Source organism: Pseudomonas sp. zbq_18, assembly GCF_043102245.1.
Taxonomy (GTDB): domain Bacteria; phylum Pseudomonadota; class Gammaproteobacteria; order Pseudomonadales; family Pseudomonadaceae; genus Aquipseudomonas.
Genome location: NZ_JBICIT010000016.1, coordinates 1 through 25,688 on the forward strand (window position 1 = coordinate 1; position 25,688 = coordinate 25,688).

The following is a 25,688-nucleotide window of genomic DNA, read 5'->3' on the forward strand; positions in this document are numbered from 1 at the left end:
GCTTGCGCGGGGCGGTGAAGCAATCGCGGCTGAAGCCGCTCCCGCAGATGCTCGGAGTATTCCTCCCTTAGAGCGCCTCGCTCCATAGGCTGACATTCAGGCTGTGGCTGGCACCTGCGGCCAGTTCGATGCAGTCGTCCCAGACGTTGGCGGTTTCGATGCACAGCATGCGCTGCCAGGCGTCATCGGCGAACTGCGACAGACGCTGGGCCTTGTCGATCCAGGGGTTCCACACCACAGCCGAGTGCGAACCGCTGGTTTCAATGAGGATGCGGCGCTTCCAGCCGTTGTCGACCAGGGCCAGGCGCGGCGGTACGTCCAGATAGATGCGATCGGTTTCGCCGGCAAACTGCACGGCACCTCTTTGGCGGCATTCCCGCCAGTCGTCCAGGGTCTCGATGTAGCGGCAGCCGTCCAGGCCCAGCACGCTGGCCTGGCGGATATCGCTGACGGCAAAGTAGCTGTGCAGGGCCTGGCTCAGGTGCAGAGGCTGCTTGCCCAGGTTGCGGCTGGTCAGGCTCAGGTGCAGGCGCTGGTCGAGGCGAATGTCCAGGCGCAGCTCGGCGTCATACGGCCAGTGCGGCAGCGGTTGCTGGCGGCTGTCGTAGAGAAATTGCAGGGTTACCGACTCGCCCTGCTGCTCGACACCTAGCAACTGCCAGTCCAGCCCGCGCACGCCGCCATGGGCCGGCGCGCTGGAGGGGGCGGCATGCTGGTGTTGCAACGCTTGCGGGTTGCGCTGCAGGTCGCCGAACCAGGGCCAGCATACCGGGATACCGCCCCTTACAGACTGGCCACGGTTATAGCCGGCCTGCTCGCTGCACCAGATGATCGGAGGTTGTTCGCCGTGCTGGTAATGCAGGATCTGCGCGCCTTGCTGGGCCACCAGCAGCTCGCTATCGCCCAGGTGCACACGCCAGCAGGTCAGTTGGTCCAGGTCGAGGCGTTCGATTTGCGCTTGGCTCATGGGCTTTCTCCGTGTCGTGCAGTCATTTGACCGCAGCGCGGGGCAAAGGCCAAGCGCCATGAAAAACGCCGACACGGAGTCGGCGCTGTCTGTTTCGGTGCTGTTTAGCTGCGCCGAGGCGGAACCGGGCGGGTGCGGCCGCTGCCGTCGATGGCGACGAAGACGAAGACCGCCTCGGTGACCTTGCGCCACTCGCTGGACAGCGGGTCGTCGCTCCACACCTCGACCAGCATCTGGATCGAGCTGCGACCGATTTCCAGGGCCTGGGTATAGAAGGACAGCTGCGCGCCGACGGCTACGGGTACCAGGAAAGCCATGCGGTCGATGGCCACGGTAGCGACGCGGCCGCCGGCCACCTTGCTGGCCATCGCCGTACCGGCCAGATCCATCTGCGACACCAGCCAGCCGCCATAAATGTCGCCGAAACCATTGGTCTCGCGCGGTAGGGCGGTGATCTGCAGGGCAAGGTCGCCCTGCGGGATGGGATCATCCTGTTCGAGTTCGATCATGGCTGGTACGGCCCCCGATTCTTATGTTTGGTTGCGGCGCATGGCGCGCAGTATATAGGGCGGCGCAGCGCAGCACGACCGCCCGGTCTGGCTTTTGCGCGGCTATTTCGCGCCTTCATCGAACTGTAACAATCCGTTCATAGAGTGTTCATGCGGCCTGTCGATACTTGGGCCCGTTCCATCCAACCCCTTCCTGCTAGGAGCAAGGCATGAAACTCAAGCGTTTGATGGCGGCCCTGACCTTCGCCGCCGCTGGCGTAAGCGCTGCCAGCGCTGTTGCCGCTATCGACCCGGCTCTGCCGACCTATGAAAAGACTTCCGGTGTATCGGGCAACCTGTCCAGCGTCGGCTCCGATTCCCTGGCCAACCTGATGACCCTGTGGGCCGAGGAATACAAGAAGCAGTACCCGAACGTGAACATCCAGATTCAGGCTGCCGGCTCCTCCACTGCGCCGCCCGCGCTGACCGAAGGCACTGCCAACCTCGGCCCGATGTCGCGTGCCATGAAGGACAACGAGCTGCAGGCCTTCGAAGAGAAGTTCGGCTATAAGCCGATCGCTGTGCCGGTGGCCATCGACGCCCTGGCCGTGTTCGTGCACAAGGACAACCCGATCAAGTCTCTGGACATTGCCCAGGTCGACGCGATTTTCTCCAGCACCCGCCTGTGCGGTGGCGCCAAGGACATCACCACCTGGGGCGACCTGGGTCTGACCGGCGAGTGGGCGGCCAAGCCGATCCAGTTGTTCGGTCGTAACTCGGTGTCCGGCACCTATGGCTACTTCAAGGAAGAAGCGCTGTGTAAGGGCGACTTCAAGGCCAACGTCAACGAGCAGCCGGGTTCGGCCTCCGTGGTGCAGTCGATCTCCAGCACCCTGAACGCCATCGGTTACTCGGGCATCGGCTACAAGACCTCCAGCGTCCGTACCGTACCGCTGTCGAAGAAAGGCGGCGAGGCCTTCGAGGCTTCCGAAGCCAATGCCCTGGCCGGCAAGTTCCCGCTGGCACGCTTCTTCTACGTCTACGTGAACAAGGCCCCGAACAAGGCGCTGTCGCCGCTGGAGGCCGAGTTCCTCAAGCTCGTGCTGTCCAAGCAGGGCCAGGAAGTGGTGGTCAAGGATGGTTACATCCCGCTGCCGTCCAAAGTGGTTGAGAAGGCCATGAAGGAACTGGGCCTGTAACAGGTCAGCCAGCGGGCCGGCCCTCGTGCCGGCCCGTTGTTCGATGCGCCCGCTACTCTCCTGGAGTCGCGGGCGTTGTCACGTCACCGGGCTGTAATCTTTCTGTCACACAAGCCGGATAGATTGACGTACCTCACATTGAGCGGGCTGTGTCCGCAGCGCCCGAGAACTCCTTATGAACGACCTGGCCCATAACAGCATGAGCGCTTCCGCGAACAACCACCGGATCGACTTCGATACCCCAGCCTTGCAGCGCAAGCGCCGCATTCGCGCCCTCAAGGACAAGATGGCGCGCTGGTACGTGTCCATCGGCGGCCTGGCCGTGCTGGGCGCGATCACCCTGATTTTCTTCTACCTGGCCTACGTGGTACTGCCGATGTTCGCCGGCGCCGAGCTGGAGTCGCGTGACGCGCAGCAGCCCGCCTGGTTGGCGCAACAGGAGCCGGCCCTGCTGATGGCCGTAGAAGAGCAGAACAAGGTGGCCATGCGCCTGGACGCCGCTGGCCGCGTGCAGTTCTTTACGCTGAAGGACAGCGCCGAGCTGAACAGCATTACCCTGCCACTGCCGCAGGGCAGCCGGATCGTCTCGGTGGCGCAGGATCAGCCAGGCAGCCGCCGCGTGGTGCTCGGCCTGTCCAACGGCCAGGTACTGGTGTTCGAGCACGCCTACAAGGTCAGTTACCCGAACAACGTCAAGACCATCACCCCGACCCTGGACTTCCCCTTCGGCGAGGCAGCCATTGCGCTCGACCCCCAGGGGCGTGCTCTTGAGCACGTGGCGATCAGCCAGAACGGTGACAGCCTGATGCTCAGCGCCTCGGTTGGCGCCGAGCTGCAGTTGCTGACCATCAGTCGTGAAGAGAACCTGATGACCGGCGAGGTGAGCCTGAGCGAAGAGCGCATCGCCCTGCCGCAGATCGCCGAGCCGATCAAGTCGATGATCATCGACCCGCGACAGCAGTGGTTGTTCGTGATCAACGGCAAGGCCACTGCCGATGTCTTCGACCTGCGCAACAAGAGCCTCAACGGGCGCTACAAGCTGCTTACTGGCGAGGCCGAGGTGAGCAACGTCACGCCGCTGCTGGGTGGCATCTCGCTGATGGTCGGCGACAGCCAGGGTGGCATCAGTCAGTGGTTCATGGTGCGTGACGCTGACGGCAAGGCCGCGTTGACCCGCATCCGCAGCTTCCAGCTGGGCGATGCGGCGATCACCCAGATTCTTCCGGAAGAGCGCCGCAAGGGCTTCCTGGCGCTGGATGCCGAAGGCCGCCTGGGTATCTTCCATAGCACCGCGCACCGCACCCTGCTGATCGAGCCGGTCGCCGAGGGCGCCGCCATTGCCGCCCTGTCGCCGCGCGCCAACCGCGTGCTGGTGGAGAGCGGCGGCCAGCTGCAGCGCTTCTACATCGACAACCCGCACCCGGAGATCTCCTGGAGCGCGCTGTGGGGCAAGGTCTGGTACGAGAGCTATGACGAGCCCAAGCAGGTCTGGCAGTCGACCTCGGCCAACAGCGACTTCGAACCCAAGATGAGCCTGGCGCCGCTGACTTTCGGCACCCTCAAGGCGGCCTTCTACGCCATGCTGCTGGCCGCCCCGCTGGCCATCTGCGCGGCTATCTACACCGCCTACTTCATGGCCCCGGCCATGCGCCGCAAGGTCAAGCCGGTGATCGAGCTGATGGAGGCGCTGCCGACCGTGATCCTCGGCTTCTTCGCCGGCCTGTTCCTGGCGCCCTATGTCGAGGGTCACCTGCCGGGCATCTTCAGTCTGCTGCTGCTCACCCCGGTCGGCGTGCTGCTGGCTGCCTATGCCTGGAGTCGCCTGCCGGAGCGTATCCGTCTGGTGATCCCGGATGGCTGGGAAGCGGCCCTGCTGATCCCGGTGATCCTGCTGATCGGTGCCGGCGCCCTGGGCATGAGCGGTCACCTGGAGAACTGGTTCTTCGGCGGCGACATGCGTCTGTGGATCAGCAATGACCTGGGCATCACCTTCGACCAGCGCAACGCCCTGGTGGTCGGCCTGGCCATGGGCTTCGCGGTGATCCCGAACATCTACTCGATCGCCGAAGACGCCGTGTTCAGCGTGCCGAAGAGCCTGACTTTCGGCTCCCTGGCCCTGGGCGCCACGCCCTGGCAGACCCTGACCCGCGTGGTGATCCTCACCGCCAGTCCGGGCATCTTCTCGGCGCTGATGATCGGCATGGGTCGTGCGGTGGGTGAAACCATGATCGTGCTGATGGCCACCGGCAACACGCCGATCATGGACATGAACATCTTCCAGGGCCTGCGTACCCTGGCCGCCAACGTGGCGGTGGAGATGCCGGAATCCGAAGTGGGCAGTACCCACTACCGCGTGCTGTTCCTCTCCGCGCTGGTGCTGCTGACCTTCACCTTCGTGATGAACACCCTGGCGGAGCTGATCCGTACCCGCCTGCGCAAGAAATATGCGTCGCTCTGAGAACTGGGGAAGGTAGACGTCCGTGAAAAGCAAAGAGCAAAACCTCAAGTCCTGGTTCAAGAGCGGTTCGCCCTGGGTCTGGATGACTGCCAGCGGCGTGTCCATCGCCGTGATCATGACCATCGGCCTGCTGTCGGTGATCGCTGTGCGTGGCCTCGGCCACTTCTGGCCGGCCGACGTGGTGCAAGCCAGCTATCAGGTGCCGGGCGAGGCCCCGCGCCTGCTCGCCGGCGAGCAGGTGCAGGTCGAGGAAGTGCCGCGCGCGCGCCTGGCCGCCGCTGGTCTGCCGGTGGACGTCAACGGCGGCGAGTTCATGACCCGTGAACTGCTCAAGGTCGGTAACCGCGAAGTCTACGGCGCCGATTTCAGCTGGATCGTAGCCGAGTGGCTGAGCGATCTGCAGACGCCGGAGAACCTGCTGGTGATGGAACGCCGTGAGTGGGGCAATTTCTATGGCTACCTGGTCAGCGTCAAGGAGTCCGGTCAGGTGGTGGCCGAGGGTGACGCTGCCTGGCCCGAGCTGCAGGCACGCATCGAGCGTGTCGGCGAGCTGCATCAGCAGCTGGTTCGGCTGGAGAAGAAGGACATCGGCCGCATCAACGCCGGGCTGGAGCGTATCCGCCTGGAGAGCCGCGGGCTGGAGCTCAAGGGCCAGCTGGACGCCGCTGCCCAGGCCGACCTGGATGCCCAGCGTGCCGAGTGGGATGCCCAGTACAAGGTGCTGGAGGCCGAGCTGATCGAGCTCAATGGCCAGTTCAACCGCGACAGCGTGGTGGTGCGCACGGCCGACGGTCGTGAGCAGGAGATCAGCCTGGGCAAGGTGGTGCGTGCCTACCAGCCGAACGCCATGGGCACCCTGGAAAAGCTCGGCTTCTATTTCGCCAAGATCTGGGAATTCCTCAGCGATGACCCGCGCGAAGCCAACACCGAGGGCGGCATCTTCCCGGCCATCTTCGGCACCGTGATGATGACCCTGATCATGGCCGTGATCGTCACCCCGTTCGGTGTGCTGGCGGCCATCTACCTGCGCGAGTACGCCAGCCAGGGCACCCTGACCCGGATCATCCGCATCGCCGTGAACAACCTGGCCGGCGTGCCGGCCATCGTCTACGGCGTGTTCGGCCTGGGCTTCTTCGTCTACGTGCTGGGCGGCTCGCTGGACCGGCTGTTCTTCCCCGAGTCCGCGCCGGCGCCGACCTTCGGTACTCCGGGCCTGCTGTGGGCCTCGCTGACCCTGGCGATTCTCGCCGTGCCGGTGGTCATCGTCGCCACCGAAGAAGGCCTGGCGCGCATCCCGCGAGCCCTGCGCGAAGGCTCCCTGGCCCTCGGCGCGACCAAGGCCGAGACCCTGTGGAAAGTGGTATTGCCGATGGCCAGCCCGGCCATGATGACCGGCCTGATCCTCGCCGTGGCGCGCGCCGCCGGTGAAGTGGCGCCACTGATGCTGGTCGGCGTGGTCAAGCTCGCACCGAGCCTGCCGGTAGACGGCAACTACCCCTACCTGCACCTGGACCAGAAGATCATGCACCTGGGCTTCCACATCTACGACGTCGGCTTCCAGAGCCCCAACGTCGAGGCCGCCCGTCCGCTGGTGTACGCCACCGCGCTGCTGCTGGTGCTGGTGATCGCCCTGCTCAACCTGAGCGCGGTGTTCATCCGCAACCACCTGCGCGAGAAGTACAAGGCACTGGATCATTGATTAACGGTGTCGCCGCGGCGGCACGAACGAATTGTTAGCGTAGGGAGCCTCCCATGCAGCACGAAGTACACACCCACGGTATCGACATGGCCGCCCTCGGCCGCCAGAAGCAGGGCCTCAACCTGGCCGAAGAGACGGTCGCCCTCGAGGTGCCCAAGCTCAACCTGTATTACGGCGAGAAGCAGGCGCTGTTCGATGTCAGCCTGAACATCCCCAAACAGCGCGTGACCGCCTTCATCGGCCCGTCCGGCTGCGGTAAGTCGACCCTGCTGCGCACTTTCAACCGCATGAACGACCTGGTCGACGGCTGCCGCGTGGACGGCCAGATCCTCCTCGACGGCCAGGACATCTACAAGAAGGGCGTGGATGTCGCCGAACTGCGCCGCCGCGTCGGCATGGTGTTCCAGAAGCCCAACCCCTTCCCCAAGAGCATCTACGAGAACGTGGTGTACGGCCTGCGCATCCAGGGCGTGAACCAGAAGCGCGTGCTCGACGAGACCGTCGAGTGGGCGCTGAAGAGCGCGGCGCTGTGGGATGAAGTGAAAGACCGTCTGCACGAGTCGGCCCTGGGTCTGTCCGGTGGCCAGCAGCAGCGTCTGGTGATCGCCCGGACCGTGGCGGTGCAGCCGGAAGTGTTGCTGCTCGACGAACCCTGCTCGGCCCTCGACCCGATCTCCACGCTCAAGGTCGAGGAACTGATCTACGAGCTCAAGAGCAAGTACACCATCGTCATCGTCACCCACAACATGCAGCAGGCGGCGCGGGTGTCCGACTACACGGCGTTCATGTACATGGGCAAGCTGATCGAGTTCGGCGACACCGATACCCTGTTCACCAACCCGGCCAAGAAACAGACCGAAGACTACATCACCGGCCGCTACGGCTAACCCCTGGCTATGCGAAACCGCGCCGGGCGTTGTCGGCGCCGCTTGCCGTACGAGTTGTACAGTGACCCGCAGGGATGCGGGAAATGCCTGAAGCGACGGGATCGCGGAAGGCGCTGGCGGCGCCTCCTAGCCCGGCACAATTTCGCAAAGGCCAGGCCGGGTACACATTTAAGAACCACATTCGATTCGCAAGGGCTCGACCATGATCAACAAAGACAGCCTCACCCATCACATCTCCCAGCAGTTCAACGCCGAGCTGGAGGAGGTGCGCAGCCACCTGCTGGCCATGGGCGGCCTGGTCGAGAAGCAGGTCAACGACGCGGTCACCGCGCTGATCGAGGCCGACTCCGGCCTGGCCCAGCAGGTGCGCGAGATCGATGACCAGATCAACCAGATGGAAACCAACATCGACGAGGAGTGCGTGCGCATCCTCGCCCGTCGCCAGCCGGCCGCCTCCGACCTGCGCCTGATCATCAGCATCTCCAAGTCGGTGATCGACCTCGAGCGCATCGGTGACGAGGCGTCGAAGATCGCCAAGCGCGCCATCGAGCTGTGCGAAACCGGCGAAGCGCCGCGCGGCTATGTCGAGGTGCGCCACATCGGAGATCAGGTGCGCAAGATGGTGCAGCAGTCGCTCGACGCCTTTGCCCGCTTCGATGCCGACCTGGCCTTGTCCGTGGCCCAGTACGACAAGACCGTCGACCGCGAGTACAAGACCGCCCTGCGCGAGCTGGTCACCTACATGATGGAAGATCCGCGCGCCATCAGCCGCGTGCTCTCGATCATCTGGGTGCTGCGCTCGCTGGAGCGTATTGGCGACCATGCACGCAACATTGCCGAGCTGGTGATCTACCTGGTACGCGGCACCGACGTGCGCCACATGGGCCTGGCGCGCATGCAGGAAGAGGTGCAGGGCAAGGCTGACTAAGCTTGCCCATCGCCGCGCTGCATGCTGTTGGCCTTGGGCCATCACCCCGGACTATGCTTGTCGGCATTGTTGCCGGGAGTGGTCGATGAGCAAAGTCAGTGTGCTGGTGGTGGATGACGCCACCTTTATCCGTGATCTGGTGAAGAAGGGTCTGCGCGACAACTTCCCCGGCATCCAGATCGAGGAAGCGGTGAATGGGCGCAAGGCTCAGCAATTGCTGGGCCGGCAGGCAGTCGACCTGATCCTCTGTGACTGGGAAATGCCGGAAATGTCCGGCCTCGAACTGCTCACCTGGTGCCGTGGCGAAGAGGCACACAAGATCACGCCCTTCATCATGGTGACCAGCCGTGGTGACAAGGAGAACGTGGTGCAGGCCATCCAGGCCGGCGTCTCCGACTATATCGGCAAGCCCTTTTCCAACGAGCAGCTGGTCACCAAGGTGAAGAAGGCGCTGCACCGTGCCGGCAAGCTGCAGGCCCTGGCGGCCAGTGCGCCGCCGAAGATGCTCAGCACTGGTGCCTTCGCCAATGATTCCCTGGCCGCACTGACCGGCGGCAATGCCGAAGTGGTCAAGCCCGCAGCCAAGGCGGCGGCGCAGCCCAAGGCCGAGGCCCCGGCCAAACCCTCCAAGCCGTCCGGCCCGCCTGCCGGACGCGGCCAGGGTCAGCTGCGTTTGCCGAATGGCAGCATGTCCTGCGTGATCAAGGCGCTGAGCCTCAAGGAGGCGCTGCTGGTGGTCAAGCGGGGGGATTTGCTGCCGCAGGTGCTGGAGAGTGCAGTCCTCGACCTCGAGCAGGGCGAGGCCGCCGAAACGGCGCGCCTCAATGGCTACCTGCACGCGGTGGCGGCGCTGGAGCCCAAGCCGGACAGCGAGTGGCTGCAGCTGACCTTCAAGTTTGTCGACAAGGACCCGCAGAAGCTCGACTACCTGTCACGGCTGATTGCCCGTGGCACGGCGCAGAGACATTTCGTCCCGGGTGCCTAGTCCGGCTCCGGAGCCTGCTGGCAGGGTGTTTCGTTCCTTGTGCAACAAAAAAGGGAAGCCTCTGGCTTCCCTTTTGACTGTTGCGTGCGAGGCTCAGCGCCAGAACGGCTTGCTGATCTCTTCGGCGCGTTCGTTCAGGCTGATGCCGGCATCGGCCAGCAGGCGCTCGTCGAGACGGGCCAGCTCGCGGCGGCTGCTCACGCGGCGCTGCCACAGCAGCAGAGTAGCCAGGGCGCGCAGCGGCAGCAGGCCGGTGGCGTCGGAGGTGTGTTGCTTGAACATCGAGGCGGAACCGAGGGTACGTTCCATGGTGGTGCTTCCTTCCGCTTGTGGCGGGCTAGAGAGTGTTCTACTGGAAGGCTATTTTCCTGACTGCATGGTCGATTTTGTAGGCACAGCTGGGCTAAATTGTCGGGCTGTTTATTAGCCAGCTTCCTAACTGTTCTGCTTCTATGGCGGCAACTGTACTGGTCATCCGTGGAAAATCATGCAATTGAGGAAAGAGCGTGATTTTTAACTGGGCAAGGTCGAGAAAATAGCGACTTGCCACCGGTACAGATGCGAAGCTGATCCAGCAAGAACTGCATCTGTTATTGCTGTAAACGGGCCCACGAAGCCTGTCTGCAGCCTCTAGAGTTTCGGTAAGCCCACGAGGACACCTCTATGACCGACCAGAGTCAGCAATTTGCCAGCGACAACTATTCCGGTATCTGCCCGGAGGCCTGGGCCGCCATGGCCGAGGCCAATCTCGGCCACCAGCGTGCCTACGGCGACGATCAGTGGACGGCACGTGCCGCCGACCAGTTTCGCCAGTTGTTCGAGACCGATTGCGAGGTGTTCTTCGCCTTCAACGGCACGGCCGCCAACTCCCTGGCGCTGGCCTCGCTGTGCCAGAGCTACCACAGTGTGATCTGCTCGGAAACGGCGCACGTCGAGACCGACGAGTGCGGCGCGCCGGAGTTCTTTTCCAACGGCTCCAAGCTGCTGACCGCGCGCACCGAGCAGGGCAAGCTGACCCCAGCCTCGATCCGCGAGGTCGCCCTCAAGCGGCAGGACATCCACTACCCCAAGCCGCGCGTGGTGACCCTGACCCAGGCCACCGAGGTCGGCACCGTCTACACCCCGGACGAAGTCCGGGCGATCAGCCAGGTGTGCGAAGAACTGAACCTCAACCTGCACATGGACGGCGCGCGCTTCTCCAACGCCTGCGCATCCCTGGGTTGCAGCCCGGCCGAACTGACCTGGAAGGCCGGCGTCGACGTGCTGTGCTTCGGCGGCACCAAGAACGGCATGGCCGTGGGCGAGGCCATCCTGTTCTTCAACAAGGCCCTGGCCGAGGACTTCGACTACCGCTGCAAGCAGGCCGGCCAGCTGGCCTCGAAAATGCGTTACCTGTCGGCGCCCTGGGTCGGCCTGCTGCAGGACGACGCTTGGCTGCGCTACGCCGGCCACGCCAATCGCTGTGCGCGCCTGCTGGCCGAACTGGTGGCGGATGTGCCAGGCGTGAGTCTGATGTTCCCGGTGCAGGCCAACGGGGTGTTCCTGCAGCTGTCCGAGCCCGCCTTGCAGCGCTTGCGCGACTGGGGCTGGCGCTTCTACACCTTCATCGGCGCCGGCGGCGCACGCTTCATGTGCAGCTGGGATACCGAGGAAGCGCGGGTACGCGAGTTGGCGGCAGATATCCGCAAGGCCATGGGCGCAGCCTAGTTCGCCACTCCAGCCGGGCAGTTACCCCCAGCCTGGGTGGATCACCTTGTGGATAAGCTGTAGGTCAAGTGTGCTACGCCAGGCTTGGCGCGCTCTGCCGGTGGTTGGGTGATTTCTGGGCAGCCGTTTCATGCTGGCACGCCAGTTAATCACAGAGAGTGTGCAAGCTTATGTGCGCAGGCTGTGGATAGCTGTTCGCTCGCCAGTGCTGCCGTGGGCTCTCGGCTTGCGAGTGTTTTTTGTGCAGCCGCCTGTGCGCATTGCGGGCTGTGTGGCGGCTGAGTGCCGGCCATTTGCGCCACCCGCCGGCGATGGCGGATGGGCACAAGGGTGCGCCGAGCCGGCATCCTGCCGGCCCGGACACGTCCGGCTCAGGTGCCGGTCTTGATCTTGCTCCAGGCGCGCGTGCGCACGCGCTCGATCTTCTGCGGCAGCGGCTTGAGCACGTAGAGGTTCTTCTGCGCTTCGGCCGAGGGTGACAGGTCGGCGTCGTCGCGGATCGCGGCGCTGACCAGGGCCATGCCGTCCTTGTTCGGGTTGGGGTAGCCGAGGAAGTCGCTGATCGGCGCCACCACTTTCGGGTCGAGCAGGTTGTTGAGGAAGGCGTGGGCCTCGTCGACGTTCTTGGCATCGGCCGGGATGGCGAAGGAGTCGTACCACAGCGGTGCGCCTTCCTTCGGCAGCTTCCACTGCACCACCACGCCGTTGCCCGCTTCCTTGGCGCGGTTGGCGAACTGGAAGAAGCTGCCGGAGTAGCCGACGGCCACGCAGATGTCGCCGTTGGCGATGTCGGTCATGTACTTGGCCGAGTGGAAGTAGGCCATGTACGGACGGATCTTCAGCAACAGCTCGGTGGCCTTGTCGTAGTCGGCCGAGTTGGTGCTGTTCGGGTCGAGGCCGAGGTAGTCGAGGGCGATCGGCAGGATTTCCGCCGGCGAGTCGAGCATGGCCACGCCGCAGCTCTTCAGCTTCTCCATGTTTTCCGGCTTGAATACCAGGTCCCAGCTGTTCACCGGCGCGTCGTCGCCGAGGGCAGCCTTGACCTTGTCCGGGTTGTAGCCGATCAGCACGGTGCCATACATGTAGGGCACGGCGTGTTCGTTGCCGGGGTCGTTGGCGCTCATCAGCTGCAGCAGGTTGGCGTCCAGGTGCTGCCAGTTGGGCAGCTTGGACTTGTCCAGCTTCTGGTACACGCCGGCCTTGAGCTGGTTTTCCAGAAAGGTGTTGGTCGGCACCACCAGGTCGTAGCCGGAGTTGCCGGCCAGCAGCTTGGCCTCCAGGGCCTCGTTGGACTCATAGGTGTCCCAGGTCAGCTTGATGCCGGTTTTCTCGGCGAAGGCCTTGGGCACTTCGGGCAGCATGTAGTCGGCCCAGTTGTACACGTGCAGCTCGGCGGCACTGGCCTGCAGTGCGCCGGCACAGAGTGTGGCGCCGAGCAGCAGCGGGATGGCTTTTTTCATCGTGGATTGCTCCCCTGGTTGAAAAACGGGCTCAGGCGCCCTGGAAACCTTCGAGTACGTTGACGGCGTTGATGCCGATCTCTTCCACCGCGTAGCCGCCTTCCATGACGAACAGGGTCGGCGTGCCCAGCGCGGCGATGCGTGCGCCCATGCGCAGGTAATCCGGGCTGTCGAGCTTGAACTGCGAGATCGGGTCTTCCTTGAAGGTATCGACGCCCAGCGACACCAGCACCACGTCCGGCGCATAGGCGGCGATGCGCTGGCAGGCGCTGTCCAGCGCCTGGCTGTACAGCGACCAGTCGCTGCCGGCAGCGAGCGGCAGGTTGTAGTTGAAGCCACGCCCGGCGCCTTCGCCCGCTTCGTCGGCATAGCCGAGGAAGAACGGGAATTCGGCGCGTGGGTCGCCGTGGATCGAGGTCACCAGCACGTCGTTGCGGGCGTAGAAGATCGACTGGGTGCCGTTGCCGTGGTGGTAGTCGACATCGAGGATGGCCACGCGACGGGCGCCCTGGTCGAGACAGGCCTGGGCGGCGATGGCGACGTTGTTCAGGTAGCAGTAGCCGCCCATCAGGTCGGCGGCGGCATGGTGGCCCGGTGGGCGGCACAGGGCGAAGGCGCCGTGGGCGCCGTCGGCGATGGCCTGCTGGCCGGTCAGGGCAACCTGCGCCGAGCTGTAGATGGCCTGCCAGGTGCCGGCGGTGATCGGCGCACCGCCGTCGAAACTGTAGTAGCCCAGCTGGCCGTGCAGGTGGTCGGGGCGCACGGCGCGCAGGCCGCGGGTCGGGAAGATGTAGGGCATCAGGTCGCCATCGACACCTTCCAGGGCCCAGCGCGCCCAGGCGCCTTCGAGGAATTCCAGGTAGTCCAGCGCATGCACCCGTTCGATTGGCGCGCGGCCGAAATCATGCGGCTCGCGCACCTCGCCGAGGGCGCGCTCGCGCACCCGGGCCAGCACGTAGTCGGCGCGTGCCGGCATTTCGAAGCAGGGCTTGAGTTCACCGTCGATCAGTTCGCAGCGGCCGTGGTGCAGGCGGTGATCGTCGCTGTAGATGGTCAGCATCTTGTTGTTCTCCACAGGGCATCTGCCGTCATTCTTGGCGGCTGGCGGCGGCTGGGGAACGGCAAGAGTGGCCACAAGGGGATAGATGTGGCCACTTTTTGCCTGGCCTCAGGCGCGAAAGCGGCTGGGAGGTTGTCCGCTCCAGCGCTGGAAAGCATGGCGGAAACTGGCGGTTTCGCTATAGCCCATGGCCTCGGCGATACGGTAGATGGGCAGCTCGCCCTGTTCCAGCAGGTGCCGCGCACGCGCATAGCGCAGCTCGTCGAGCAGGCTCTGGTAGCTGCTGCCGGCATCGTGCAAGTGGCGGCGCAGGCTGCGTGAGGAGCAGTGCAGTTGGCTGGCCAGGCCGTCCAGGCCGGGCGGCGTTTCGAGCTGGGCGGCCAGGAGCTGCCGGCAGCGCATCACCAGCGACTGACGGCTGGTGAACTCCTGGTTGAGCTGCCGGCAGCGGGCGAGCATGTCGCAATGGGTGACCGGGTCGGCCAGCGGCAGGCGCTGTTCCAGCCATTCAGCGGCGAAGGCGAAGGCGTTGCGCGGTGCCTCGAACTGCCGGGGGCAGGGGAAACTGTGCCGGTACTGAGCCTCGTATGCCGGCGCGGCATGGGTGAACTGTGCACCGATCAAGGGCAAAGAGCGCCCCAGCAGGTCGTCGCAGATCAGCTTCATCGAGGCCAGGCAGAACTCGGTGTTGAAGGTTTCCAGCTCGGCCTGGTCGCGGTAGCCGGCGGCCTGCAGCCAGACCCGCTCGCCTTCGCGTACCAGGCTCAGCTCGAAGTAGGTGCCGAGCAGGGCGGGAAACTCCAGGGCGCGCTGCAAGGCGTCACCCAAGGTAGCGCTGGAGATCAGGGTGTAACCCAGCGCGCCGTAGGACGACACATGCATGCGTCGGCCCAGCTCCAGGCCGAGGCTCTGGCAGTGCTCGCGGGCATTGGCGCAGACGCGCATCTCCTGGTTGGTGCTGATGCGGAAATCCGGGTGCTGCAGGTCGGCGAGGCGAATGCCGCTGCCCTCCAGCAGGCTTTCGGCGCTGAGCCCGGGGCGCTCGGCGAGCAATTGCAGGATCAGCGAGACGGTATGCAGGGTGGTGAGTTGCGAATGCAGCATGGCGATACAACGGGCCGATGGAGCCTTTGCTGCAGCAAGAACTATGCCCCTGTATCGGTAGGTGATGGCAGGCACGCGGCTGGCGTCTAGTGCTGAACGCCGAAGCGGGTTCGGCGCGTTGTGGAGTTTGTGCATGCAAGCGCTGTTGCAGGAAATCATCGAGCAGGTCCGCCCGCTGCTCGGTCAGGGCAAGGTCGCCGATTACATCCCCGCGCTGGCCGAAGTGCCGGCCGATCAGCTGGGCATCGCCGTGTTCGGTGTGGACGGCAGCCTGCATACGGCGGGCGATGCCGACCGGGCGTTTTCCATCCAGAGCATTTCCAAGGTGTTCAGCCTGGTGCAGGCCATCCAGCATTCCGGAGAGGCCATCTGGCAGCGTCTGGGCCACGAGCCGTCCGGGCAGCCGTTCAATTCGCTGGTGCAGCTGGAATTCGAGCGCGGCCGCCCGCGCAACCCCTTCATCAATGCCGGGGCGCTGGTGATTTGCGATATCAACGAGTCGCGCTTCGCCGTGCCGGCGCTGTCGATGCGCGATTTCGCCCGGCGCCTGTCGGGCAATGGCCACGTGGTGGCGGACATGAAGGTGGCCGAGTCGGAATACCAGCACCGTGCGCGCAACGCGGCGGCGGCCTACCTGATGCAGTCGTTCGGCAATTTCCACAACGAAGTGGAGACGGTGCTGCGCAGCTACTTCCACCACTGTGCCCTGGCGATGAGCTGCGTCGACCTGGCCCGCGCCTTTGCCTTCCTGGCCAACCAGGGCTGCTGTCCGCACAGCGGCGAGCAGGTGCTGAGCGCACGGCAGACCCAGCAGGTCAACGCCATCATGGCCACCAGCGGCCTCTACGACGAGGCCGGCAATTTCGCCTACCGCGTCGGCCTGCCGGGCAAGAGCGGCGTTGGCGGCGGCATTGTCGCCGTGGTACCGGGGCGCTTCAGCGTCTGCGTGTGGTCGCCTGAACTGAACGCCGCCGGCAATTCGCTGGCCGGCATGGCCGCCCTGGAACTGCTCAGCGAGCGCATCGGCTGGTCGGTGTTCGCCCCCATGCAGGGCTGATTGGACACAGCGTGGGAGCGGCTGGGCGGTACTCCGCTTTCGCCGCGATGCTTTCTGCAAGCCCGCAATCGTGGCTAAAGCCACTCCCACACAAAACCTTCTGCAAATGCACGTAGGAGGGGCCTTGGCCGCGACTCGGGCCGCACAGAAGCATCGGCCCAGCCACTCCCACAAAGGCCCCTGACTGCTCCTGCTGCGGATGAACTATTCCGCCAGCTCACCACACAGGTCGAGGGCGAACAGGCGCTCGACCTCGGCCTGCGCCAGGCCGGCGCCGAGCAGGCCGAACAGCTTGCCCAGGGCCGCTTCGCGGGTCATGCCGCCGCCGCTGACCAGACCGACGCCAGCCAGCGCGCTGCCGGCGGCGTACACACCGAACTCCACATGTCCCTGCGGGCACTGGCTGATGGCTGCCAGCACCACGCCGCGCGCGCGGGCTTCGCGCAGCACGTCGAGCAGTTCGACGTCGTCGGCCGGGCCGGTGCCGCTGCCGTAGCACTCCAGCAGCAGGGCTTGCGGTGCGCCGGCCAGCACGCCACGCAACTGGGCGGCGTCGAGACCGGGGAACAGCGGCTGCACGGCCAGGCGTACGGGTTGGCGGGGCTGACGGTAGTGCAGGGCGGCTGGCAGCGCATCGAGGTGCCGGCCCTGGCGCGGCCGGGTGGTGTTGGCAAAGGCGTCGAAGGCCTCGCTTTTCAGCTTGCTGGCGCGGGCGCCGTGCAGCAGCTGGCCGGCGAAATACAGGTGCACACCGGGCAGGCAGCCTTCGGCCAGTGCGGCCAGGGCGCCGAATAGATTAGGCCAGGCATCGCTGCCGGGGCTGCCGGCCGGCAGCATGGAGCCGGTCAGCACGACGGGCACGTCGATGCCCAGCAGCAGGAAGCTCAGCGCCGCGGCGCTGTAGGCCAGGGTGTCGGTGCCATGCAGCAGCAGCACGGCGTCGCAGCCCTGCTCATCGATGGCCTCGACGATGGCGTCGCGCATGGCCAGCCAGTGACTCTGGCGCATGTTGGCGCTGTCGATCGGGGGCGACAGTTCCTGGAAGCGCCAGGCCGGCGCCGGGCGTTCGGGATGGAGGGCCTGTTCGGCGCGCAGGCGCGCTTCGAAACCGGAGGCCGGGGCCAGGCCGGCCTCGGTCATCTGCATGCCAATGGTGCCGCCGGTGTAGAGCACCAGCAGGTTCTGCGAAGGAGTCATGGGCATTCCAACAACGGGCAGTAATGAAGTGCCAGGGAGGCTTGTTCGCCGCAGTTTAGCGGCGAATTACCGGCATCTGGGCAAAGAAAAGGGGGCTGTCGCCCCCTTCCCTGGTCTGACAGCGGTTTAGCGCTGGTGCAGCTGATGAGCGATCTCAGCGGTTTGGCTGCTGCTGTGCGGCGCCTGCTGGGCGGCCCACACGCTGGGGTCGAGGTCCAGGTCGGCGAACTGCTTGGCGTCCAGTACCGGGGTTTCCACGCCGGCCTTGATCTGGCTGTCGTAGTCGCGCATCAGACGCAGGCCGACCTTGAACAACAGGGCCAGGGCGATCAGGTTGACCAGCGCCAGCAGGCCCATGGTCACGTCGGCGAAGGCGAACACGGTGGACAGGTCCTGCATCGAACCCCACAGCACCAGGGCGATGACCAGGGCGCGGTAGCCGATCAGCAGCGGCTTCTTGCTGCTGAAAAAGCCCAGCGCGTTCTCGCCCAGGTAGTAGTTGTACACCAGGGTGGTGAAGACGAAGAGCAGCAGCGCCAGGCTGACGAATACCCGGCCCCACTCGCCGACCACGGCGGCCATGGCGCTCTGGGTGAGGATCACGCCGCCGACTTCGGCGCCCGGCTGATAGACGCCGGAGAGCAGGATGATCAGCGCGGTGCTGGTGCAGATCAGCAGGGTGTCGATGAACACGCTGAGCGACTGCACGATGCCCTGCGCGGCCGGATGCTTGACCTCGGCCACGGCGGCGACGTTCGGTGCGCTGCCCAGGCCCGCTTCGTTGGAGAACAGGCCGCGCTTGACGCCCATCACGATGGCCGCGCCGATGCCGCCGGCAAAGGCCGGCTCCAGGCCGAAGGCGCTCTTGACGATCAGCGCCAGGGTGGCCGGCACGGCCTCGATGTTCATGCCGATGACCACCAGGGCCATGACGATGTAGGACATGGCCATGACTGGCACAAGCACATCGGCGGTGCTGGCGATGCGCTTGATGCCGCCGAAGATGATCAGGCCGATGACCACCACCAGGGCGATGCCGCTGAAGTGGGTGGGCAGGCCGAAGGTGTCATGCAGCGAGCTGGCCACGGTGTAGGCCTGCAGGGCGTTGAAGCCGAAGCCAAAGGTCACCAGCAGCAGGATCGAGAAGATGATCGCCAGCCAGCGCAGACCGAGGCCGTGCTGGATATAGAAGGCCGGGCCGCCGCGGTAGCCGCCGTCCTCGGTGCGGCGCTTGAACAGCTGCGCCAGCGAGCATTCGAAGAAGCTGGTGGACATGCCGAGCAGGGCGACCAGCCACATCCAGAACACCGCACCCGGCCCGCCGAGGGTGATGGCCACGGCCACGCCGGCGATGTTGCCGGCACCGACACGGCCGGCGACGGAGAGCATCAGCGCCTGGAACGAGCTGAGCTGGCCCGGCTGACGTTTGAAGGCCTGGGCGAAGATGCTGAACATGCTGCCGAAGTAACGCAGCTGGACGAAACGCGAGGCGAGGGTGAAGTACAGACCGAGGCCCACCAGGGCGACGATGAGGACCTTGCTCCAGAGCAAGTCGTTGAGAAGATCAAGCATGGCGGAATGTCTCTCTTGTTGTAGTGAGCGCGTGCCGGCGCAGCGGCGATGCGGTATGGCCCGCGCATGGTTGGCCAGCGACGCGTTTCGGGCAATTTCGCGGGTCGCGGCGATCTGATGCGAGTTGATGCTAGAATCGCGTCACTCGCATCAGATTCGGACGCTCCTCATGGCCGACCCGCTCGGTAGCAACCTCAAGCTGTTATGCAGCCACTACCGTTCCATCGCCGAGGTGTGTCGGCGCCTGGAGATCAACCGTGCGCAGTTCAACCGCTACCTGGCCGGGCAGAGCCGGCCGACTGCATTCAACCTCAAGCGCATTTGCGACTTTTTTGGCGTCGAGGACTATGAACTGCTGTTGCCGCCCGAGCAGTTCGCCCGCCTGATCGGCGCCCGGGTCGGCGCCAGCGGGCGCCAGGCACAGGCCGACCCGCTGCTGGAGTTGCTGCAGCCGCTGCGCGAGCAGGGCAACGACCTGCGGCGCTACTGTGGCTACTACTTCGAATACTCCAACTGCATGTCGGTGCCGGGCAGCATCCTGCTCTCGCTGGTGCAGCTGCGCGAGGAGCGCGGCGACTTTCTGTTCGAGCGCCAGGAGCGCCAGGGGCGGCAGGACGCGGCGCGTGGCGGCGAAAGCGAGGACTGGGTGCGTTGCCGCTACCTGGGGGCGGCGTTCTACCTGCAGGATCGCCTGTTCCTCATCGACTACGAGTCGCTGACCGGCAACGAGATGACCCAGACCATCCTCATCCCCAGCTTCAAGAGCCGCATCACCCGCCTCAATGGCCTGAAGACCGGGGTCTCCAGCGGCGACCTGCGCACGCCGGCCTGCACCCGCGTGGTGTGGGAGTTCCTCGGCACGGAGATCAACCGGGTCAACGCCTTCCGCCAGATCGGCCTGTACAGCCCGGATGACCCGCGCATCGATGCCGACATCCGCCAGCGCCTGGGCGGCGCACAGATCCGCCAGGGGCTGTTCGAGATCGAGTAAGTCGTTAATGCGGCTGGTTGGTTGGGGTGGGTTGTGAGAATGCTGTGTGGGAGGGGCCTTGGCCGCGACTGCAAGCCCGCGTGGACAATGCCTCGGTCAAGGCCACTCCTGCAGGCGCTGTGGGAGCGACTTCAGTCGCGATCGGGGGCGATTCTCGGTGGCCTTATCGCGGCTAAAGCCGCTCCCACGGACACTGTCCACCCGGAACAACCACGGCTTTCACCAAATTCCAGGCAAAAAAAGACCCGCGCAAGCGCGGGTCTGAAGGCATTCGCCTGGCCTGGTGAGCCACAGGCGTAATGTTCGGCCAGCCCCGGCAGGAGAGTCGGGGCCGGCGCGAAAGGGTCACGCCAGCTCGTCGAAGCACTCGGCGACGATGGCCAGGCCTTTTTCCAGCTGGGCGTCCGGGATGGTCACCGGCATCAGGAAGCGCACCACGTTGTAGTAGGTGCCGCAGGACAGCAGGATCAGGCCCTTCTCGCGCGCCTTGGCGACGATCTTGCCGGTCAGCTCGGCAGCCGGCTTGCTGTGGTCGCCGTTCTCGAACAGCTCGATGGCCACCATGGAGCCCAGGCCGCGCACGTCACCGATGACCTTGTGCTTGGCGGCGATGTCGCGCAGACCGGCCTTGAGCTTCTCGCCCACCGCCTGGCTGCGCTGCAGCAGGTTCTCTTCGTCGAACACTTTCAGCACGGCCAGGGCCGCGGCGCAGGCGATCGGGCTGCCGGCATAGGTGCCGCCCAGGCCGCCGGGGGCGATCTTGTCCATGATCTCGGCCTTGCCGCACACGCCGGAGATCGGGAAGCCGCCGCCAACGGACTTGGCGAAGGTGGTCAGGTCAGGCACCACACCCAGCTGCTCGGTGGCGAAGAAGGTGCCGGTACGGCCGGCGCCGGTCTGTACTTCGTCGGCGATCAGCAGAATGCCGTGCTGGTCGCACAGGGCGCGCAGGCGCTTCATGAAGGCCGGGGAGTTGACGTAGAAACCGCCTTCACCCTGTACCGGTTCGATGATAATGGCGGCGATGTCCTGCGGCTGCGCGTCGTTCTTGAAGATGCGCTCGATGCTGGCGATGGACTCGTCTTCGCTCACACCGTGCAGCTCGCACGGGGCCTGGGCGCGGTACACGCCAGCGGGCATCAGGCCCATGCCGGCGGAGTAGGGCACCACTTTGCCGGTCAGGCTCAGGGTCATCATGGTGCGGCCGTGGTAGGCGCCGGTGAAGGCGATCACGCCGGCGCGGCCGGTGGCGGCACGGGCGATCTTCACGGCGTTCTCGACGGCTTCGGAGCCGGAGGTGACCAGCAGGGTCTTCTTGGCGAAGTCACCCGGTACGCGCTTGGCGATTTCTTCGCACAGCTCGATGTAGGGTTCGTAGGCCAGTACCTGGAAGCAGGTGTGGCTCAGCTTGGTCAGCTGCTCTTGCACGGCGGCAACCACTTTCGGGTGCAGGTGACCGGTGTTGAGTACGGCGATACCGCCGGCGAAGTCGATGTACTCGCGGCCTTCGACGTCCCATACGGTGGCGTTTTCGGCGCGCTCGGCGACGATCGGGTGGATCTGGCCCACACCGCGCGGAACAGCGGCGGCACGGCGTTGCAGCAGGGATTCGTTGGTCTTGCTCATGGTTTCCTCATAAGTCGCTCGTGGCGACTCGGTCCAAGGATGATGACGGGGGCAACACGCGCCAGCTAACGATGATCGAACTGGAGCCGTACTACCGAACCGTCTGCAGGGTTCGCCGGTGCCACCACCGGAAACGCCGACGCCGACTGACGCAGCTCTTGCCTGTCAGTCGACACCCACGGAAATCTTGTCACGCCAATGGCTCAGCCCCACCTGTGGCCCTTGGCCAGGGGTGGGGCCGGGCGCTGGTTCAGATACCGCCCAGGCACATGTACTTGATCTCGAGGTAGTCCTCGATACCGTACTTGGAGCCTTCGCGGCCCAGACCAGAGGCTTTCATGCCGCCGAACGGCGCGACTTCGTTGGAGATCAGGCCGGTGTTGATGCCGACCATGCCGTATTCCAGGGCCTCGGCCACGCGGAACACGCGACCCAGGTCGCGGGCATAGAAGTAGGAAGCCAGACCGAACTCGGTGTCGTTGGACATGGCGATCACTTCGGCCTCGTCCTTGAAACGGAACACCGGCGCCAGCGGGCCGAAGGTTTCTTCCTTGGCCACGGCGGCGTTGTTCGGCACGTTGGTCAGGATGGTCGGCTCGAAGAAGCTGCCGCCCAGGGCGTGCGGCTTGCCGCCCATGGCCAGGGTCGCGCCCTTGCCGACGGCGTCTTCGATGTGCTCCTGGACCTTGGCCACGGCCTTGTTGTCGATCAGCGGGCCGGTGGTAGTGCCATCTTCCAGGCCGTTGCCGATGTTCAGCTTGGCCACGGCGGCCTTCAGCTTGTCGACGAAGGCATCGTACACGCCGTCCTGCACGTACAGGCGGTTGGCGCACACGCAGGTCTGGCCGTTGTTGCGGAACTTGGAGATCAGTGCGCCATCGACGGCGGCATCCAGGTCGGCGTCGTCGAAGACGATGAACGGCGCGTTGCCACCCAGTTCCAGGGACACCTTCTTGATGTCCTTGGCGCATTCGGCCATCAGCTGGCGGCCGATTTCGGTGGAGCCGGTGAAGGACAGCTTGCGCACGATCGGGTTGCTGGTCAGCTCGTTACCCACGGCGCCGGCACTGCCGGTGATCACGCTGAACACGCCCGCCGGGATGCCGGCGCGCTCGGCCAGCTCGGCCAGGGCCAGTGCCGAGTAGGGAGTCTGCGACGCGGGCTTGAGCACCATGGTGCAGCCGGCGGCCAGGGCCGGGCCGGCTTTACGGGTGATCATCGCCGCCGGGAAGTTCCACGGGGTGATGGCCGCGGTCACGCCGATGGGCTGCTTGATCACGATCAGGCGCTTGTCCGGCTGGTGGCCCGGAATCACGTCACCGTAGACGCGCTTGGCTTCTTCGGCGAACCACTCGAGGAAGGAGGCTGCGTAGGCGATTTCGCCCTTGGCTTCGGCCAGCGGCTTGCCTTGTTCCAGGGTCATCAGACGGGCCAGGTCGTCCTGGTTTTCCATCATCAGCTCGAACCAGCGACGCAGCTTGCCGGCGCGCTCCTTGGCGGTCAGCGCACGCCAGGCCGGCAGGGCCTTCTCGGCCGCTTCGATGGCGCGGCGAGTTTCGGCGGCACCCATCTTCGGCACGCTGCCGAGGATTTCGCCGGTGGCGGGATTGTTCACTTCCAGGGTCTGACCGTTGTCGGCGTCCTGCCAGGAACCGTTGATATAGGCTTGCTGGCGGAACAGCTTGGCGTCTTTCAGTTGCATATTGTTCTCCTGGTGCACGGCGCCGACAGGTTGGACGGTCTGGCAAAGGGTGGGCTGTGTGGGTTGTTCAGCCCGGCGTTTGAAATGTCAAACGAATGCTAGGGCCAGCGTCGGCAAAGGGCAAGAGTGACGTTCGATAAAATCAACAAAATAATCAAAAAGACTGATCAGGTCGCTCTACACCTGAGCTTTCCTTCTAAGCAGTGCGGCGCCAGTGGTTGCCTGGCTCTCCTGCTTGTTCACGCGGCAGGCGCCGGCATTAGCTGCGTTCGATATTCAGAACGGTTATGCCGAGGCATGCTGCGTAGTGGAGTTCGACCTGCGCTACAGCCGTTCAGTTCGTGCGCAGGTTGTCGCGATACTGGCTCGGGCTCTGCCCGCTCCAGCGCTTGAAGGCGCGGCTGAAGCTGCTGCTGTCGGCGAAACCGAGCAGGTAGGCGACTTCGCTGATCGAGCAGTCCAGTGCCTGCAGATGCTGCAGAGCCAGAGCGTGACGGGTCTCGGCCAGTACCTGCTCGTAGCTGCTGCCTTCCTCGCTGAGGTGGCGCTGCAGGCTGCGCAGGCTCAGGTGCAGGCCATGGGCCAGGACCTCGGCGGACGGCTCGCCGTTCGGCAGGCACTGCTCCAGGGCGCGACGCAGGCGGCGGGCTACGGTATCCGGCTGCAGGGCTGCGAGGCGCTTCTGCAGTACGGCCTCGTTGTGCGCGGCCAGCTCCGGGTTGCCATCGTCCAGCGACTTGTCGAGGTCGTCGCGGGCGAAGCACAGCATGTCTTCGGCGGCGGCAAAGTGCACGGGGGCGCGGAACACGTCCAGCCAGGGTTGCGGGTCGGCCGGTGCCGGGCGGCGCAGGTGCACGGCCAGTGGCGCGTAGTCGCGACCCAGGCGATTGCGGCAGGTACGCACATAGATGGCGGCGAAGGCATCGATGGCTTCGGGCGCTGGCGGCGTGCTGCCGGGCGGCAGGCGGAAGTGGAATTCACAGGTGCTGCCGACGTCGCGCAATTCCAGCACCAGTACATCGCTGACCACTTGGTGATAACGCACGATGCGCTCGAACACTTCACGCAGGCTGCCGCTGGCCATCACCGCCATGCCGAGGGCGTGGAAAGTGGTCGGCGCGACATGGCGCGAGGTGCCCAGGCCCAGTGCCGGATCGCCACTGGCGGCCACGGCCAGTTGCCACAGGCGGGTGGTGGCACGCAGCGGGTAGCGCGCATTGGGGTCATCCAGCTGGCTGGGGTCGAGGCCCGCCTCGACGCACAGGGCGGCGCTGTCCAGGCCAAGGGCATCGAGCTGGCGGCGTAGGGCGCGGGTCCAGCTGGCCAGGGTGGTGGGTTCAGTCATGCAGCTTGGCATTCTCGGTCAACAGGTTGGCGCCATGGGTCAGGCGGCCGGTGGCGCATGAGCGCACGCTGCACCGCACAACAAATTCGAAATTCGTGGCGCTGCGTGATGCGCCTGAGCCAAGAGGATGCGTGCATGACCCCGACTCCTGCAACCCACCAAGAACGTTCGGCGCATATCCGCGCCGTGGTGATGGCCCGCGGCAACGAGCTGCGCGAGCGCTACCCGATCCTGCAGCACCAGGACGCCATCGGCGCCGGCATCCTGGCCTTCGCCCTGGCCGGTATGCTCGGCAGCGCCTGGCTCTACGCCGAGGGCACGATTGCCTGGTGGGCCTGCCTACTGCTCAACGCCTTCTTCGCCTCGCTGACCCACGAGCTGGAGCACGACCTGATCCACTCCATGTACTTCCGCAAGCAGCGTGTGCCGCACAACCTGATGATGGGCCTGGTGTGGCTGGCGCGCCCGAGCACCATCAATCCGTGGATTCGCCGTAATCTGCACCTCAACCATCACAAGGTGTCCGGCACCGAGACCGATCTCGAAGAACGCGCCATCACCAACGGCGAACCCTGGGGTTTCGCCCGGCTGCTGATGGTCGGCGACAACATGATGTCTTCGTTCATCCGCCTGCTGCGGGCGCCGACCTGGGAGCGGCGCAAGATGATCGTCACCCGCACGCTGGTGGGCTATGCGCCGCTGGGCCTGATCAACTGGAGCGTCTGGTACCTGTTCCTCGGTTTCCACCTGATCGACTTCGTCGCGACCGCTGCCGGCGCGCCGATCGCCTGGTCGGCCACCACGCTGGCCGTCATGGATGTCATCACCTTTGCCGTGGTGGTGTTGGTTGGCCCCAATGTGCTGCGCACCTTCTGCCTGCACTTCATCAGCTCCAACATGCACTACTACGGCGACGTCGAGCTGGGCAACGTGATCCAGCAGACCCAGGTGCTCAACCCCTGGTGGCTGTGGCCACTGCAGGCCTTCTGCTTCAACTTCGGCAGCACCCACGGCATCCACCACTTTGTGGTGAAGGAGCCCTTCTACCTGCGCCAGATGACCGCGCCGGTGGCGCACAAGGTGATGCGCGAGATGGGCGTGCGCTTCAACGACTTCGGCACCTTCGCCCGCGCCAACCGCTGGGACGAGCAGGACAAGCCGGCCGCCGCGCCCGTGCAGCAAACCGCTTGATGCGCTTCATCCGCCCCGTTACCGGGGCGTCTCCGGGGCCTGTGGGCCCCGCGTTTTATGGAAGT

21 protein-coding genes are annotated in these 25,688 nt (G+C 65.2%); 10 read left to right on the plus strand and 11 right to left on the minus strand.

Features of this window, described 5'->3' with window-relative positions:
- Positions 1–67 precede the first annotated feature (67 nt).
- On the minus strand, positions 68–967 hold the full coding sequence (locus tag ACF8C6_RS12640; protein ID WP_392499618.1) for a D-hexose-6-phosphate mutarotase: 900 nt from the start codon (positions 965–967) through the stop codon (positions 68–70).
- Positions 968–1,071: 104 nt separating this feature from the next.
- Complete coding sequence (locus ACF8C6_RS12645; RefSeq protein WP_277689752.1) at positions 1,072–1,476, minus strand: acyl-CoA thioesterase; 405 nt, start codon at positions 1,474–1,476, stop codon at positions 1,072–1,074.
- Positions 1,477–1,685: 209 nt separating this feature from the next.
- Between ACF8C6_RS12645 and ACF8C6_RS12650 the strand changes: the two genes are divergently transcribed.
- The 6 genes from ACF8C6_RS12650 (at position 1,686) to ACF8C6_RS12675 (ending at position 9,611) form a co-directional block, all read left to right on the plus strand.
- Positions 1,686–2,654, plus strand: coding sequence for a PstS family phosphate ABC transporter substrate-binding protein (locus tag ACF8C6_RS12650; RefSeq protein ID WP_392499619.1), 969 nt, complete (start codon positions 1,686–1,688; stop codon positions 2,652–2,654).
- Positions 2,655–2,829: 175 nt separating this feature from the next.
- Positions 2,830–5,112 carry an ABC transporter permease subunit gene (locus tag ACF8C6_RS12655; protein ID WP_392499620.1) on the plus strand — a complete coding sequence of 761 codons (2,283 nt, stop codon included), beginning with the start codon at positions 2,830–2,832 and terminating at the stop codon, positions 5,110–5,112.
- An 82-nt stretch (positions 5,113–5,194) separates the two neighbouring features.
- Positions 5,195–6,811 (plus strand): phosphate ABC transporter permease PstA, encoded by a 1,617-nt coding sequence (pstA, locus tag ACF8C6_RS12660; RefSeq protein WP_392499758.1) that lies wholly within the window; start codon positions 5,195–5,197, stop codon positions 6,809–6,811.
- A gap of 53 nt (positions 6,812–6,864) precedes the next feature.
- Positions 6,865–7,698 (plus strand): phosphate ABC transporter ATP-binding protein PstB, encoded by an 834-nt coding sequence (pstB, locus tag ACF8C6_RS12665; protein ID WP_277689748.1) that lies wholly within the window; start codon positions 6,865–6,867, stop codon positions 7,696–7,698.
- A 202-nt stretch (positions 7,699–7,900) separates the two neighbouring features.
- The gene (gene phoU / locus ACF8C6_RS12670; RefSeq protein ID WP_277689747.1) at positions 7,901–8,626 is read left to right on the plus strand and encodes a phosphate signaling complex protein PhoU; all 726 of its coding nucleotides are present in this window, start codon (positions 7,901–7,903) and stop codon (positions 8,624–8,626) included.
- Between the two features lie 85 nt (positions 8,627–8,711).
- A complete protein-coding gene (locus tag ACF8C6_RS12675; protein WP_392499621.1) occupies positions 8,712–9,611 on the plus strand; it encodes a response regulator in 900 nt (299 codons plus the stop codon).
- Between the two features lie 93 nt (positions 9,612–9,704).
- Here the strand turns inward: ACF8C6_RS12675 and ACF8C6_RS12680 are convergent, their stop codons facing one another.
- Positions 9,705–9,920, minus strand: a complete 216-nt coding sequence (locus ACF8C6_RS12680) for a DUF1127 domain-containing protein (RefSeq protein WP_277689745.1) — start codon at positions 9,918–9,920, stop codon at positions 9,705–9,707.
- Between the two features lie 354 nt (positions 9,921–10,274).
- Here ACF8C6_RS12680 and ACF8C6_RS12685 point away from each other — a divergent pair, with 354 nt between their 5' ends.
- Complete coding sequence (locus ACF8C6_RS12685; RefSeq protein ID WP_277689744.1) at positions 10,275–11,318, plus strand: low specificity L-threonine aldolase; 1,044 nt, start codon at positions 10,275–10,277, stop codon at positions 11,316–11,318.
- A 371-nt stretch (positions 11,319–11,689) separates the two neighbouring features.
- Here the strand turns inward: ACF8C6_RS12685 and ACF8C6_RS12690 are convergent, their stop codons facing one another.
- The 3 genes from ACF8C6_RS12690 to ACF8C6_RS12700 form a co-directional block, all read right to left on the minus strand.
- The gene (locus ACF8C6_RS12690; protein WP_392499622.1) at positions 11,690–12,778 is read right to left on the minus strand and encodes a polyamine ABC transporter substrate-binding protein; all 1,089 of its coding nucleotides are present in this window, start codon (positions 12,776–12,778) and stop codon (positions 11,690–11,692) included.
- Between the two features lie 31 nt (positions 12,779–12,809).
- A complete protein-coding gene (locus ACF8C6_RS12695; RefSeq protein WP_392499623.1) occupies positions 12,810–13,838 on the minus strand; it encodes a histone deacetylase family protein in 1,029 nt (342 codons plus the stop codon).
- 108 nt (positions 13,839–13,946) lie between these two features.
- Entirely contained in the window at positions 13,947–14,942 is a 996-nt protein-coding gene (locus ACF8C6_RS12700; protein ID WP_392499624.1) for an AraC family transcriptional regulator ligand-binding domain-containing protein, read from the minus strand.
- Positions 14,943–15,075: 133 nt separating this feature from the next.
- Here ACF8C6_RS12700 and glsB point away from each other — a divergent pair, with 133 nt between their 5' ends.
- Positions 15,076–15,999, plus strand: coding sequence for a glutaminase B (gene glsB, locus ACF8C6_RS12705; protein WP_392499625.1), 924 nt, complete (start codon positions 15,076–15,078; stop codon positions 15,997–15,999).
- A 204-nt stretch (positions 16,000–16,203) separates the two neighbouring features.
- On the opposite strand, the gene ACF8C6_RS12710 is transcribed toward glsB, so the two are convergent.
- Both ACF8C6_RS12710 and ACF8C6_RS12715 read right to left on the minus strand, forming a co-directional pair.
- Positions 16,204–17,196 (minus strand): asparaginase, encoded by a 993-nt coding sequence (locus ACF8C6_RS12710; RefSeq protein WP_392499626.1) that lies wholly within the window; start codon positions 17,194–17,196, stop codon positions 16,204–16,206.
- A 126-nt stretch (positions 17,197–17,322) separates the two neighbouring features.
- Positions 17,323–18,768: an alanine/glycine:cation symporter family protein gene (locus ACF8C6_RS12715; protein ID WP_392499627.1), complete on the minus strand. Its 1,446-nt coding sequence runs from the start codon at positions 18,766–18,768 to the stop codon at positions 17,323–17,325.
- Positions 18,769–18,937: 169 nt separating this feature from the next.
- On the opposite strand from ACF8C6_RS12715, the gene ACF8C6_RS12720 reads away from it, so the two are divergent.
- A complete protein-coding gene (locus tag ACF8C6_RS12720) occupies positions 18,938–19,759 on the plus strand; it encodes a helix-turn-helix domain-containing protein (RefSeq protein WP_392499628.1) in 822 nt (273 codons plus the stop codon).
- Between the two features lie 345 nt (positions 19,760–20,104).
- Here ACF8C6_RS12720 and gabT read toward each other — a convergent pair whose 3' ends face one another.
- From gabT to ACF8C6_RS12735, 3 genes are all read right to left on the minus strand, one after another.
- Positions 20,105–21,385: a 4-aminobutyrate--2-oxoglutarate transaminase gene (gabT, locus tag ACF8C6_RS12725; RefSeq protein ID WP_277689736.1), complete on the minus strand. Its 1,281-nt coding sequence runs from the start codon at positions 21,383–21,385 to the stop codon at positions 20,105–20,107.
- Between the two features lie 250 nt (positions 21,386–21,635).
- Complete coding sequence (gabD, locus tag ACF8C6_RS12730) at positions 21,636–23,087, minus strand: NADP-dependent succinate-semialdehyde dehydrogenase (RefSeq protein WP_392499630.1); 1,452 nt, start codon at positions 23,085–23,087, stop codon at positions 21,636–21,638.
- A 334-nt stretch (positions 23,088–23,421) separates the two neighbouring features.
- Positions 23,422–24,432 (minus strand): AraC family transcriptional regulator, encoded by a 1,011-nt coding sequence (locus tag ACF8C6_RS12735; protein ID WP_392499631.1) that lies wholly within the window; start codon positions 24,430–24,432, stop codon positions 23,422–23,424.
- 135 nt (positions 24,433–24,567) lie between these two features.
- Here ACF8C6_RS12735 and ACF8C6_RS12740 point away from each other — a divergent pair, with 135 nt between their 5' ends.
- Positions 24,568–25,623 (plus strand): fatty acid desaturase, encoded by a 1,056-nt coding sequence (locus ACF8C6_RS12740; RefSeq protein WP_392499632.1) that lies wholly within the window; start codon positions 24,568–24,570, stop codon positions 25,621–25,623.
- Positions 25,624–25,688: the final 65 nt, after the last annotated feature.

What these genes read in the sequence shown, in the direction of transcription:
- ACF8C6_RS12695 (WP_392499623.1), bottom strand. Translation starts at nt 13,838, where the DNA reads ATGCTGACCATCTACAGCGACGATCACCGCCTGCACCACGGCCGCTGC.
- ACF8C6_RS12735 (WP_392499631.1), bottom strand. Translation starts at nt 24,432, where the DNA reads ATGACTGAACCCACCACCCTGGCCAGCTGGACCCGCGCCCTACGCCGC.
- ACF8C6_RS12680 (WP_277689745.1), bottom strand. Translation starts at nt 9,920, where the DNA reads ATGGAACGTACCCTCGGTTCCGCCTCGATGTTCAAGCAACACACCTCC.
- ACF8C6_RS12655 (WP_392499620.1), top strand. Translation starts at nt 2,830, where the DNA reads ATGAACGACCTGGCCCATAACAGCATGAGCGCTTCCGCGAACAACCAC.
- ACF8C6_RS12645 (WP_277689752.1), bottom strand. Translation starts at nt 1,476, where the DNA reads ATGATCGAACTCGAACAGGATGATCCCATCCCGCAGGGCGACCTTGCC.
- phoU (WP_277689747.1), top strand. Translation starts at nt 7,901, where the DNA reads ATGATCAACAAAGACAGCCTCACCCATCACATCTCCCAGCAGTTCAAC.
- glsB (WP_392499625.1), top strand. Translation starts at nt 15,076, where the DNA reads ATGCAAGCGCTGTTGCAGGAAATCATCGAGCAGGTCCGCCCGCTGCTC.
- pstB (WP_277689748.1), top strand. Translation starts at nt 6,865, where the DNA reads ATGCAGCACGAAGTACACACCCACGGTATCGACATGGCCGCCCTCGGC.
- ACF8C6_RS12650 (WP_392499619.1), top strand. Translation starts at nt 1,686, where the DNA reads ATGAAACTCAAGCGTTTGATGGCGGCCCTGACCTTCGCCGCCGCTGGC.
- gabD (WP_392499630.1), bottom strand. Translation starts at nt 23,087, where the DNA reads ATGCAACTGAAAGACGCCAAGCTGTTCCGCCAGCAAGCCTATATCAAC.
- ACF8C6_RS12690 (WP_392499622.1), bottom strand. Translation starts at nt 12,778, where the DNA reads ATGAAAAAAGCCATCCCGCTGCTGCTCGGCGCCACACTCTGTGCCGGC.
- ACF8C6_RS12640 (WP_392499618.1), bottom strand. Translation starts at nt 967, where the DNA reads ATGAGCCAAGCGCAAATCGAACGCCTCGACCTGGACCAACTGACCTGC.
- ACF8C6_RS12675 (WP_392499621.1), top strand. Translation starts at nt 8,712, where the DNA reads ATGAGCAAAGTCAGTGTGCTGGTGGTGGATGACGCCACCTTTATCCGT.
- pstA (WP_392499758.1), top strand. Translation starts at nt 5,195, where the DNA reads ATGACTGCCAGCGGCGTGTCCATCGCCGTGATCATGACCATCGGCCTG.
- ACF8C6_RS12720 (WP_392499628.1), top strand. Translation starts at nt 18,938, where the DNA reads ATGGCCGACCCGCTCGGTAGCAACCTCAAGCTGTTATGCAGCCACTAC.
- ACF8C6_RS12740 (WP_392499632.1), top strand. Translation starts at nt 24,568, where the DNA reads ATGACCCCGACTCCTGCAACCCACCAAGAACGTTCGGCGCATATCCGC.
- ACF8C6_RS12700 (WP_392499624.1), bottom strand. Translation starts at nt 14,942, where the DNA reads ATGCTGCATTCGCAACTCACCACCCTGCATACCGTCTCGCTGATCCTG.
- gabT (WP_277689736.1), bottom strand. Translation starts at nt 21,385, where the DNA reads ATGAGCAAGACCAACGAATCCCTGCTGCAACGCCGTGCCGCCGCTGTT.
- ACF8C6_RS12685 (WP_277689744.1), top strand. Translation starts at nt 10,275, where the DNA reads ATGACCGACCAGAGTCAGCAATTTGCCAGCGACAACTATTCCGGTATC.
- ACF8C6_RS12715 (WP_392499627.1), bottom strand. Translation starts at nt 18,768, where the DNA reads ATGCTTGATCTTCTCAACGACTTGCTCTGGAGCAAGGTCCTCATCGTC.
- ACF8C6_RS12710 (WP_392499626.1), bottom strand. Translation starts at nt 17,196, where the DNA reads ATGACTCCTTCGCAGAACCTGCTGGTGCTCTACACCGGCGGCACCATT.